This window comes from Peptoniphilus sp. HMSC062D09, from assembly GCF_001811425.1.
Lineage (GTDB): Bacteria > Bacillota > Clostridia > Tissierellales > Peptoniphilaceae > Peptoniphilus_A.
Genome location: NZ_KV804728.1, coordinates 62238 through 75193, shown reverse-complemented (window position 1 = coordinate 75193; position 12956 = coordinate 62238). Strand labels below are relative to the sequence as shown.

Annotated in this window: 9 protein-coding genes and 2 pseudogenes; 4 read left to right on the top strand and 7 right to left on the bottom strand. The window is 29.4% G+C overall.

What is annotated here, in order from left to right:
* Positions 1-28: 28 nt before the first annotated feature.
* The 7 genes and pseudogenes from gpmI to HMPREF2801_RS06075 form a co-directional block, all read right to left on the bottom strand.
* A complete protein-coding gene (gene gpmI / locus HMPREF2801_RS06105) occupies positions 29-1531 on the bottom strand; it encodes a 2,3-bisphosphoglycerate-independent phosphoglycerate mutase (RefSeq protein WP_070611198.1) in 1503 nt (500 codons plus the stop codon).
* Positions 1528-2271 carry a triose-phosphate isomerase gene (gene tpiA, locus HMPREF2801_RS06100; protein WP_070611197.1) on the bottom strand — a complete coding sequence of 248 codons (744 nt, stop codon included), beginning with the start codon at positions 2269-2271 and terminating at the stop codon, positions 1528-1530. Before tpiA ends, gpmI begins: the two co-directional genes overlap by 4 nt.
* Positions 2268-3452: a phosphoglycerate kinase gene (gene pgk, locus HMPREF2801_RS06095; RefSeq protein ID WP_070611196.1), complete on the bottom strand. Its 1185-nt coding sequence runs from the start codon at positions 3450-3452 to the stop codon at positions 2268-2270. Before pgk ends, tpiA begins: the two co-directional genes overlap by 4 nt.
* Before the next feature lie 648 nt (positions 3453-4100).
* Positions 4101-4562, bottom strand: a pseudogene (locus tag HMPREF2801_RS06090) (lysine--tRNA ligase); the annotation flags it as partial.
* Positions 4563-4706: 144 nt separating this feature from the next.
* On the bottom strand, positions 4707-5942 hold the full coding sequence (locus HMPREF2801_RS06085; protein WP_019132791.1) for a tyrosine-type recombinase/integrase: 1236 nt from the start codon (positions 5940-5942) through the stop codon (positions 4707-4709).
* Positions 5943-6020: 78 nt separating this feature from the next.
* Positions 6021-6230 (bottom strand): excisionase, encoded by a 210-nt coding sequence (locus tag HMPREF2801_RS06080; RefSeq protein ID WP_004838488.1) that lies wholly within the window; start codon positions 6228-6230, stop codon positions 6021-6023.
* Between the two features lie 434 nt (positions 6231-6664).
* Positions 6665-7075 (bottom strand): RNA polymerase sigma factor, encoded by a 411-nt coding sequence (locus HMPREF2801_RS06075; RefSeq protein WP_070611194.1) that lies wholly within the window; start codon positions 7073-7075, stop codon positions 6665-6667.
* Between the two features lie 741 nt (positions 7076-7816).
* Between HMPREF2801_RS06075 and HMPREF2801_RS09610 the strand changes: the two are divergent.
* The 4 genes and pseudogenes from HMPREF2801_RS09610 to HMPREF2801_RS06060 form a co-directional block, all read left to right on the top strand.
* Positions 7817-8005, top strand: a pseudogene (locus HMPREF2801_RS09610) (hypothetical protein); the annotation flags it as partial.
* The gene (locus HMPREF2801_RS06070) at positions 7998-10712 is read left to right on the top strand and encodes an ATP-dependent DNA helicase (RefSeq protein ID WP_070611193.1); all 2715 of its coding nucleotides are present in this window, start codon (positions 7998-8000) and stop codon (positions 10710-10712) included. The pseudogene HMPREF2801_RS09610 and the gene HMPREF2801_RS06070, both read left to right, overlap by 8 nt.
* A 165-nt stretch (positions 10713-10877) precedes the next feature.
* The gene (gene mobC, locus HMPREF2801_RS06065) at positions 10878-11234 is read left to right on the top strand and encodes a plasmid mobilization protein (RefSeq protein WP_000013363.1); all 357 of its coding nucleotides are present in this window, start codon (positions 10878-10880) and stop codon (positions 11232-11234) included.
* A 1-nt stretch (position 11235) separates the two neighbouring features.
* Positions 11236-12588 carry a relaxase/mobilization nuclease domain-containing protein gene (locus HMPREF2801_RS06060; protein ID WP_070611192.1) on the top strand — a complete coding sequence of 451 codons (1353 nt, stop codon included), beginning with the start codon at positions 11236-11238 and terminating at the stop codon, positions 12586-12588.
* Positions 12589-12956 lie beyond the last annotated feature (368 nt).

Genomic DNA, 12956 nt, shown 5'->3' with positions numbered 1-12956 from the left:
AATTCCTCCTAATTAATAATTTATAAATTTAAAATAAACTTTGGCCAGTCATAAGTTCTGGCTTTTCAATTCCCATAATCTTTAAAATTGTTGGCGATAAGTCGCAAAGTGCACCGCCACTTCTCAGTTTTGCATCCTTATTGAAAAGGAAAACTGGCACAGGGTTTGTAGTGTGACTTGTGACAGGCTTGCCCTCATCATCAATCATGCATTCACAATTTCCATGGTCTGCAGTAATTATTGCCACCCCATCTTTTTCCTTTAAGACTTTTAAAATTCTGCCTAGGTTACTATCAACTGTCTCCACAGCTTTTATGGCTGCCTGCAAGTCGCCAGTGTGACCAACCATGTCTGTGTTTGCAAAATTTAAAATTATGGTGCCGTACTTGTCTTCCCTTAATTTTTCAATTACAGCATCAGTGACTTCATTGGCAGACATTTCTGGCTTTAGGTCATAAGTTGCAACCTTTGGCGAAGGAATGAGAACTCTGTCCTCTCCCTCAAAGGGCTTTTCCCGTCCGCCATTAAAGAAAAATGTTACATGAGCATACTTTTCTGTCTCGGCAATTCTAAGTTGCATGATTTTATTTTTTTCTAAAATCTCTCCCAAAGTATCCCTTGGTATTTCGTCCTTAAAGGCAACAAATTTATTTTTTATATCTTTATCATAGTCTGTCATTGTAACGAGAGTGGTATTTATTTTTTCCCTCTCAAAGCCCTTAAAGTCATCGTCAACTAGGGCTCTAGTAATTTGTCTAACCCTATCAGGTCTGAAGTTAAAAATTATTACTGAGTCCCCATCTTCTATTTCAGAATTTTTTGCAAATTTTGCAGGTAATAAAAATTCATCAGTGATGTCCTTGTCGTAGGAAGATTTTATATAAGATAAAATATCTTCATCTACAAAATCTCCATCACTTGTCAAGTTGTCGTAATATTTTTTACTTCTTTCCCATCTATTGTCACGATCCATAGCATAGTATCTGCCAGAAATTGTGGCAATCTTTCCCTTGCCAATTTTTTTGATTTCATCTTGAAGTTCTTTAATGTCATCTATAGCAGCATGAGGCGAAACATCCCGACCATCTGTAATTGTGTGGATGTAAGTTTTTTCTATTCCTTCATCTGCCATTAACTTGATAAGAGCCAAGAGGTGGTCAAAGTGTGAGTGAACTCCACCCTTGGAAACAAGTCCTATTAAATGAATTTTTGAATCCTTCTTTTTTGCATTGTCAATGGCTCTTTTAAATTCAGGATTTTTGAAAAATTCACCTGACTTTATGGCTTCAGTAATTTTTGTAAGATTTTGATAAATTACCCTGCCTGCACCAATGTTTAAGTGGCCAACTTCAGAATTTCCCATTTGTCCATGGGGAAGACCTACATATTCTTCGCTGGCAAAAATTTCTGTGTGAGGAGAGTTTTTATATAATTCATAAATAGTTGGAGTCTTAGCAAGCTTAACTGCATTGCCAACTTGGCTTTCTCTTATACCAAAGCCATCTAAAATTATTAACATTGTTGGTTTCATAGACTTTCACCAGCTTTAATAATCTCAACAAAACTATCTACATCAAGGCTGGCTCCACCAACTAATACTCCGTCAATATTTTCTTGTGACAAAATTTCTTTTGCATTGGAAGGCTTGACAGAGCCGCCATATAAAATTCTAATTTTTTCAGAAATTTCTCCGTAATTTTTATTAATTATCTGGCGAATTTCTCTACACATCTTCTCTGCATCATCAGCTGAGCAAGTTTTGCCAGTGCCAATTGCCCAGATTGGCTCATAGGCAATTGTAATGTTTTCAATATTTTTAATTCCATCAAGGGACTTTAAAAGTTCATCTTTTACAAATTCAACTTCTTTATTTTCATTTTTTACTTCAATAGCTTCGCCAAGACAAAGTATTACATGAAAATCATCTGCAAGAGCTTTTTTCACCTTTGCATTTACAATTTCGTTGGATTCAAAAAATTTTTCTCGCCTTTCAGAGTGACCGATGATGACATTTTCTACTCCAATGTCCTTTAACATAGAAGTTGAAACTTCGCCAGTGTAGGCACCATCGTCAAACTGTGAAAGATTTTGCGCACTTACTTCAATTTTTTTATTTAAATTTTTTCTGAAACTTTCAAGAGAAACAAAAGATGGAGCAAGAAGAACATCAGACTTTTCAAAATTAAATTCATTTATTTTTTCTGCAAAATCTCTTGCTTCAGATGATGTCTTGTTCATCTTCCAGTTTCCACAAATATATTTTCTTCTCATGCTTCTTCAACTGCCTCAATGCCAGGAAGTTTTTTGCCTTCAAGCATTTCAAGACTTGCACCGCCACCAGTGGATATGTGAGTTAGTTTATCAGCAACGCCTGCCTTTTCAACAGCGGCAACAGAATCTCCTCCACCAACTATTACTATGGCATCAAGACCTGCCAAAATTTTTGCAAGTTCAATAGTTCCGTGAGAAAATTCTTCGATTTCAAATACTCCACAAGGACCATTTAATACTACTGTATTTGCCTTTTCAAGAGCTGCCTTTATATCTTCTAGGCTTTCACGACCTATGTCAAGAATCATGTCATCTTCACTTACATCTTCAACATCTTTTAAAGTTCCCTTTGCATCTTCAGAAAGCTCTGGAGCCACAATTACATCTCTAGGAAGGATTAAATCTACATCTTTATCAATTGCCTTAGCCATAATTTCTCTTGCAAGGTCCAGCTTGTCATCTTCCACAAGAGATTTACCAACTTCAAGACCCTTGGACTTTAAAAAAGTATTTGCCATGGCGCCAACAATTACAAGAGTGTCAACTTTTTCCAATAGATTTTCGATTACGCCAATTTTGTCAGAAACCTTTGAGCCGCCAAGAATTGCAGCAAAGGGTTTTTCTGGATTTTTAAGGGCATCTTCAAAATATTTAATTTCCTTTTCAACTAAAAGACCTGCACAGGAAGGCAAAAATTCTGTCACACCAACATTTGAAGCGTGAGCTCTGTGGGCAGTTCCAAAGGCATCATTTACAAAAATATCTCCAAGGCTTGCAAGTTTTTTTGCAAAATCAGGGTCGTTTTTTTCTTCACCCTTAACAAATCTCAAATTTTCAAGTAGAGCAATTTCTCCACTTTTAAGATTTTTAACTTCTTCTATAACTTTTTCGTCAACAACTTCTCTTGATGAGATAAATTTAAGGTCCTTCTTTAAAATTTCAGCAGCTCTTTTAGCAACGGGAGCAAGAGAAAATTCTTCCTTGTATTCTCCCTTAGGTCTTCCTAGGTGACTCATAAGCACAACTTTTGCTCCATTCTCAATTAAATAGTCAATAGTTGGAATAGCTTTAACAATTCTATCGTCGCCAGTAACCTTGCCATCCTTTAGGGGGACATTAAAGTCAACTCTGACAAGAGCAGTTTTATCATTAAAATCAAAATCTCTAATAGTTTTTTTCACATTACACCTCTTATTTTCGATTTGCACTTAAAATTTAACACTTAAATTATACCATAAAAAGAAAAGAGTTGAAGTTACTAGAAGGGCTTTATAAATATTTATTGTCGCTTAATTTAACAAAAATTTCCCATTAAATATTTTATAACTTTACTTTCTTTTTTTGTGATATAATGTGGTAAATCGATAAAAGTATAGGTCCTTTAATTTTTTTCAATTAAAGCTAATAAGAAGGTGTGAAAATGTACTTTAACTTACATAGATATAAAAATGGAGACGAAAAAATTTGTAAAAAGATTTTTACTTAGACTTTTAATGGAGGAGCTTAATTATGAAAATGCAAATAATAAAATTCCTAACAATGATCCAGCCTCATTATCTTTTTAACATAATTGAGATTATCCTTTTAATTTTAATATTAAATAAATTAAAAGAGCTATTTAAGGAGATGTGATTTTATGGAAAAATATGAAGCGACCATGACAATCCTAACAGGCCTTATTCCCTACACCATTTTACATGTGATTAAAATTGTTTTACTGGTTAAAATATTAAATCTCTTAAAGCAATTTAAAAAATAAAATAAGCAAAAAAATTGGAACTGAGATAAATTTGTCTCAGTTCCTTTTACTTTTATAAATAAAATTTTTATTAATATAATTTTGCCCCTGCTGGGATTTTGTCATCTAGCATTAGAAGATTTAATAATTCTTCGCCATCATAATCACAAACTGCTGATAGGAGCATGCCGCAGGATTCTATTCCCATCATTTTTCTTGGTGGAAGATTTGTTATTGCAACAAGAGTTTTTCCAACTAATTCTTCAGCAGAGTAGAAGTTTTTAATTCCTGATAAGATTATTCTTTCTTCTTCTGTTCCGTCATCAAGAGTGAACCTCAAAAGTTTATTAGATTTTGGAACTTCTTCGCAATTTTTAACCTTAACTACTCTAAAATCAGATTTTGAGAAAGTGTCAAAGTCAACAAATTCTTCAAATAGTGGTTCAACTTTTACCTTTGATAGGTCAAGTTTTACTGCTGATTTTTCATCTGCTGCTTTATTTGCATTTATTTCTGCAACTTCTTTTCCTATTGGCTTCATTGTTGGGAAAATCCCCTCTACCTTAGATAATTGTCTAAATCTCTATAAAAGTCTATTTTATGGCACTTCTCCATTTACGACAATTTGCTAACTCTCTATAAGTGCCTATAGATTTCTAGCAAATTGTCGTAAATTTGTCGTAAGCTGTCGTAAATTCTAAAATATAAATTTCATCGCTTTTTCAAATTCTCCCATCTGTTCTATCTTAAAATCTTCTGTTGCATCTACATATATATCCATTGTTGTACTAATATCAGAATGACCTAGAATAGACTGCATTGCTTTTGTATTTATATTTTGTTCATTAAGCCTTGTAGTAAAGGTGTGTCTGAAAATGTGATTGCTTAAATGTGGAACTAATAGAATATCATTAGAGTTCGATTTATTTTTATCCATTATACTTAAATTGCAATCTCTAACAATTCTTCTTAAAGCTTTATTAAGTGTTCCATTATTGTGAACCTTTCCGAACCTATTTAAAAATACAAAGTCTTTAAATCCATCGATTGAATCACAACATTCGATTCCAAAAGTCTTTTGTAACTCTCTTTCCATAAGAAAAGCATCTTTTACTTTTTGAACCATAGGAATACTTCGCTTACCTGATGCTGTCTTCGGTGTATTAATAGCATATCTATTATTTAATCCTTTACCTTTACTATAATATACCAAAGTCCTATTTACATTTATAAGACCATTATCAAAATCTAGATCGTCCCATTGCAATCCTGTGACTTCTCCAACTCTCATTCCTGTCCAAAGCATAACAATGAATATTGGATACCATTTTTTATATTCATCACTATTAGATAAATATTCTTCAAATAGCACCTGTTCTTCTATTGTCATGGCTTTTTTCTTCGGAGATTCATTTCGATAAGCTACTTTCAATTCCTTCAAAGCATTGTCAGATGGATTAAACCTTATATATTCGTCATCCACTGCTAATTCTAATACCTGATGTAAGACAGTATGGACACAATCTATGGTAGAAACCATCAATCCCTGATCTTCCTTTAATCTGTTATAAAAACTTCTTACATCAGATCTTTTAATATCAGATAGTTTAATACGACCAAAAGTCGGTTCGACAAATTGTTGATACATATAGATGTAATTTTTAAAGGTATTATCTTTTAAACCTCTTTTTACCTTTGTCCATAGCTTAAAAGTATCATTTACAGATAAGCTACTTCCTTCGTTGTTGATTCCATCTATAGTATTGCGTAAAATATCTAATTCCTTTTCTCTTAATTCTTTTAGAGTTTTCGCATAGATAGATTTTCTACGACCTATTTTGTCTTGCCACTTAAATTCATAAGTGCCATTTGACCTTTGATATTCACCGTCTTTTAAAACAACCCCTTTACTATCTTTGCGTCTTTTTACCATAAAAATGCTCCTTTTTAGATAAAAGAACACGCTATAATTATAATACCGCATTAAGCGTGTTTTATATATAGTTTTAGATTAAATAGAGAACTGTCTATTTAAATATTCTTCCATTAACTTTTTCTTAATAAGACGCTTACTACCATTAAATAATACAAAATTGCAATCATCTTCATCAGTTAATTGTCTAACTTTATCTTGACCAATATTGAAGTATTCAGATGCTTCTTTTAATGTTAGAAATGCTTTCTCAGAAACACGAACACCTTTTATATTTTCGTTAATCATAAATCCTCCAAATAATATATTTAAAAATTAATTTTGATATTTTTAAAGTTTTTTGACATTGACAAGTGCCTTGGATTAGCAACATAGGTATCTCACCTCCGCCTCTATTCAGGATGAGCCGGCTTCAACCTTAGAAGTATCATTATCCTCATTTTCTTCGTAGCGAATAGGGTATCCCTCCCTATATTCAAACTCTTACTTATCGCTCCCTTTCTTCTTCCCTTGCTTTTTGCTTAGCAGTACTTGTTTTGCCGAATTATTCAGCAGAAAGATCTTGGCGGATAGATTATTACGCTCCAAAAATGATTAATGTCTTGTCTTGGTCTATTTAATTGTTATGGTTCAAATATTGTTTAAATTTCTTTTAAAATAGAAAGAGGACAAAACTCCCCTCACTTTATAAAGGAAAATTTGCCCTCTTTGGTAACCAGAAATTATATTTCTTCTATAAATTTCTTTAGTTTTTCTAAAATCTTATCTCGTCTTTTTATTAAAGCAGGATGTGATATATTTTGAGTCTTTGCTACTGCACGAAGTGTTTCATCATTGAAATATAATCTTTCAATTATTTCACGTTCATCTTTATTTAACTTTGACATTGCATTTCTTAGTGCTTCAATCATCATTTGTGTAGCTACAACTTTTTCAACATCAACATTTTTATCTTCTAGATTATCTTCAAAATTCCCATCGTGATTTAGAGATGAAAAAAAGAGCAAGTGGTTTTTCTTGTCCACCTGCTCTAAATATTTTTCGTGTTCTCTTTCTTGCCAGTAGACTTTGTATATCTGCTCGCTTACTTTGATTTTTTGTCCACCGACATATATATAATATTCTTTTGTCATATATGGTTCCTCCATTCTTTTTTTGTCTTTTGTTTTTAGACAAAAAAAGGAGGACTCCTGCTCTTGGGCATGGTTAGTCCTCTAAAATGAAAGAAACTCTTTCTAGTGTTGATAATATTTAATTTTTCATCAGAATTATCTTGATGATAACCATAGTAAATTATAGAAAAAGGAATATTTACTTAGATCCATTATTGTTATTTTCATAAGTAAGTCCTTCCTTTTTTTCTGAATTGATAAAGATCTTATTCTCACTAGATAATTTTCACATAGTGATAATAAATCCGAAACTAAGTTTTTATCTTTTAAAGTATAGTATAACTTAAATAAATTTATAAATCTGCTAACTTTTGTGCATATTTTTATAAACGATTACTGTTTTGCATCATTTGTAAATGTGATGGGTATAGTTATAAAAAAATTTATAATAAAGAAATAAAATATACAGAGCTTTGCAAAAAGTATCAGAAATTATAAACTACGATTTTAATTATTTTTTAGAATAAAGAAATAATTAAAATCGTAGTTATAAAAGAATAGAAAAAGAAAAAGTAGAGTTAATAGTAATAACAGGAAAGTCTAAGTTATTTGTTTCCTAGTAACAAAATTTATGATGAATATAATGATGTAGCCAACTAAGACATCACTCATGCTTATTTGTTAGGTAAAAGATAAAACAATAAATGTGATTAGAAGATTTTTTCAGTATAAATTGATATAATAAAATTATCAGTTGTCCAATGGTCATCACTTGATTTTATTACAAGTACACTAACCGCTTTTAAGATAACAGGTCAAACTTATCATCAATTACCAATAATAAAAAGTATGATAATAAATTCCTTTATACATTATGTGATTGTATTACTAATAAGCTTGATTGTATATGAAAGTAGAATGAAATTTATTAATGGAGGGAATTATGAATAAAATAGATAATTCAATATCAATAACTTGCAAATCTATTGATGATAATATTAATGTCTTTAACAATGACAGAGGACTATTAAGCCAAAATATACTAAGCCAACTAAGAAATCTAGTTGAAGATATAGCCATAAAAGTTTTTTCAAACGGAACAGATTTAGACCCTAAAGACTATAATGGTGTTAGAGTAAAAGCAATTAATTTTATAAAATCAAATAATAAATATAAATTTCTATCTGATTTTTATAAATTACTTAACATTTCCGTTTCTCACTATACAAATGATAAAGAAGCATCCGAAAGATTAATGCTTAAATATTATGAATATATTTTTAAAGCAAAATTATTTTTAAAAAATAATTATAATATTGATGTTATAAATAATCTTGGTAAATTTCCGTTAAATACTGATTCTTCTCTATTAGAATATCATACTAAAATATCAAGAAAAATTAATAATAAAGGATATTTTAATAATAAAGTAAATTATAACGATAGATGCTATATACAAAAAATAAAACCATTTTTTATTGACTGTGAAATTTATTATGAAGTTACTTTTGTAACTGCATACTCAAATACTAGTAAATATAGTCGAATTATTGCATTTACTAATTTAGATATTCCAGATAACTATTCTCTTAAATTATCTTTATATAAAGATAGTATTAATATGCTTGGCACTACAATGCCGATTTATATTATAGATAATTATGAGATATCTATAAGACCTTGCGAATTAAATAATTTTGCTAAAATATTCAATTTAGATTTAAAAATAAAAACCAAGTCGTCAGAATATTTCCATCTAATGCAATTTCTAACTACTAGTAACTTTTCATTAAATGAATTTATAGGTCTGGATGAAGCACAATATAGATTCTATTCAAATAAAATTTTTAATTCTAAAAAAACACTCCTTTCTTCTTTATTTGATAAGAGTAGAGATATAGTTAATAGTAAGAATCCTGGTGCTAATATCCTGTTATATCTACTTAATAGAATGAATAATGAAACGATTAAAAGACAACTTTCTAATTCTTCATGTGAGAAATTATCTAACTTGTTTTTAAGCTATAAAGCAATACCGTTTGATGAAATGCCATATTGTTCTTCTTTGATTTTTCATAATCCTAGACTTAAAGACCTTTATGATTCAATACCTATAGATTCCCATGAACATGAACTACTTGCACGAGTATTAAAAAACAATTCAGAAATTCATGGTAAATTATTTACACCTATCGAAGAACTTTGTGGCTTTGAAAATATAGAATCTTTAATTGAAAATTATAACAATTCTTTATATTACAAACATAAATCTAGAAATATACAAAGGTATAAAAATTATTTATATATTTCTGGTTATTTGGATGATACTGTTAAAATAATTAATCGAATTAAGGACTTATCTAATAAAGGTGTTGTTCAATATCAGGAATCTGTAGAATCTTGGCTAAAAACTGAAAATTATAATATTGACGATGAATATAAAAAGGAAGCTTTGAAACATATGTTTTCACAATCTTGTGTTTCAATAATTTATGGAGCAGCAGGAACAGGTAAAACTACCTTTATAAAACATATTTCTAATTTTTGGTCAAACAGAAATAAAGTATTTATAGCTAATACTCATCCCGCCGTTGAGAATATGAGAAGGAAAATTGCCACTAAAAATTGTGAATTTATGACTATAAGTAAATATCTCCATTCCAAAGATAGTATTAACTGTGATATATTATTTATAGATGAATGCAGTACAGTTAGTAATTTAAATATGGCTAAAATATTAGAAAAGATGAATTTTAAATTACTTGTTTTAGTAGGAGATGTTTATCAAATTGAATCAATAAATTTTGGAAACTGGTTCAGTTTAATAAACAAATTTGTTACTAAGAAAATATTATTCAATTTAACTAATTCTTATAGAACTACAAATGATAAATTAAAAAAAGTTTGGGATAATGTTCGTGAAATTAATCCTGAAATTCTTGAATCTATGATTGATAATGAAAATGTTGAAATGTTAAATGACTCAATATTTAAAAAACAATATATAGATGAAATAATTTTATGCTTAAATTATGATGGGCTTTATGGAATTAACAACATAAATAAACTATTACAAAATCAAAACCCTAATAAACCTTTTATTTGGGAAATGAACTCTTATAAAGTTAATGATCCGGTACTTTTCAATGAGAATAATCGATTTTCCCCTTTAATTCATAATAACGCCAAGGGTATAATAAAAGATATTTCTTATGTTAATAATGGAATAACTTTTGATATAGAATTAGAATATTCAATAAATGAATTAGATGCTTGGGGATATAATCTCCAACTTAAAGGAATTTCAGAATCAGGAAATTCTATTATTTCTTTTGATGTTGAAAAAGCAAATAACACTGATGATGATGACGATGCAATGTCCAGTATTCCATTTCAAGTTTCTTATGCTATATCTATTCATAAGGCTCAAGGATTAGAGTATGATTCCGTAAAAATAATAATAACTAAAGATTCCGAAGAACGAATAACTCACAATATTTTCTATACCGCAATTACTAGAGCAAAGAAGAAATTAAAAATATATTGGAGTCCAGAAACAGAACAATATATATTAAATAACTTGGAACATAAAAATATAAATAGAGATGCTAATTTGCTATCAACTATATCAGGAATAAAAATTTTAAATAATAATTAATACTCGCTTAACGCTTATAACTTTAATAGCAAGCACAGTAAGTGTACGTACACTTACGAGAAAATTAATGGAGCAGCCCTTTACGGAATGCTCCATTTTTTTTAATTTTTACCTTGTTAGGGAGAACCCTAAGACCCCGAAATTTATTTTATAAAGGAGAATGAAATGGCAAATAGATTTAGAAATGAAAGAATAGAAATAAAACTAACTAAAGAAGAAAAAGAAATATTTGAAAAGAAAATGAAACTTGCAAATTGTAAAACAATGTCCCACTTTCTTAGAAAGTGTGTATTGGAAAAAGAAATTTACGTAGTAGATTTAGAACCATTTAGAAATCTACAATGGCTGCTTTCAAATGCAACAAATAATATAAACCAGATTGCAAAAGCTACTAATACAACTGGTGTTATATACAAAAATGAAATTGAGTCTATGAATAAGCAGATAGAAAAATTATCAAAAGAAATATGGCAGATTCATTCCCTACTTCTTAATAAATCAAAAGAAAGTTCTGGTGACTAATATGGCAATTACAAAAATACATCCTATAAAATCAACTCTAAATTTGGCAATAGACTACATTACTAAGAGTGAAAAAACTGATGAAAAAATTTTAGTATCTTCATTTAAATGTCACCCAGCTACTGCCCATATTCAATTTTTGAAAACTCGAGAAGATAATGATACTAAGGGTACAGTTTTGGCTAGACATTTAATCCAATCTTTTCTACCAGGAGAGGTTGATCCTATAAAAGCTCACGAAATTGGAATGGAATTATGTAAGAAAATTTTAAAAGAAGATTATGAATTTGTTCTTGCAACTCATATAGATAGAGGGCATATCCATAACCATATTATTTTTAATAATGTTAATTACAAGACTGGAAAATGCTACCAATCTAACAAAAAAACTTACCATAAAATCAGGTATCAAAGCGATGAATTATGTAAAGAAAATAAGCTTTCAGTCATTGATAAATATTATGAAGCTTACAAAAGAAAATATAAAACTGCTGGTAAATCTTGGTACGAATATGACCAAAACAAGAAAGGAAATTCCTGGAAATCTAAACTGCAATTTGATATAGACAGAATGATTAATAAGTCTAAATCGTGGGAAGAATTTTTAGAAAATATGAAATCTCTTGATTATGAAATTAAGTTTGGTAAACACATCGCTTTTCGCCATAAAGATAAGCAAAGATTTACAAGAGCTAAGACTATCGGAGAAGATTATACCGAAGAAAAAATCAAAGAAAGAATAGATTTAGCAATTAAAAATAAAGCTAATCCTATTAAAAAGCGTGTAGGAAATGTTATTGATATATCTACTAATGAAAAAGCTCAATCCTCTAAAGGTTATGAAGTTTGGGCAAGAAAACATAATATCAAAACAATGGCTGATTCAATAATTAAACTTAGAGAACAAGGAATTAATTCAATCACTCAACTTGATGATCTAATTAAAAAATCTGCTAATGATAGAAAAGACTTATTAGATAAAATAAAGAAAATTGAAACTGAGATGAAGAGTTTATCCCAAGATATGGAAAATATAAATACTATAAATAAGTATCGTGAAATCTATAAATACCACAAGAAAAATCCTGAAGATAAGCAATTTGCAGAGGAGTATTATAGCGAACTTTCCGTCTATAAAATAGCCGCTAAAGAAATTTTAGAAAAATATAAAAAATTACCAAATACAAAAGAAATACTATCAAATCTCGATAGATTGCAAGAAAAAAAGAACACCCTTATGCAAGAGTATTCTTTAAATAAAGAACAATTTTCTGACCTTGTTCAGTATAGGAAAAACTATGAAAATTATTACAAGAAAGATATAAAATTAAAAACTAATTTCAAAAGTGTTTAAACAATACAACTGAATTTTATTAAAACTTTTTATAAATTTGATTCTGTCTATATAAGGCAGCAGTAAAATAGTTTGTGTATAGAAACTCCTCCTGATAAGATAATAATAGTTAGGAGGAATTTTTATGGTAAAAAAAGACCGGAAACAAGACTAAACAAAATACTACTAACCATTAAAAAATGGTAAAATATATCATTAGAACAACTTTATCCAATAATTTTCTCGATAATATCCACTACCATGTGAGAGAAAACAATATAATTGTAAAAAAAAGCAGCTTATATAGCTCTATGATACTATTTAGAAGGATTTAAAGAAATATTAGACATGTGGAATTGGCGAAAACGAATCAAGCAAATACTGGCTGT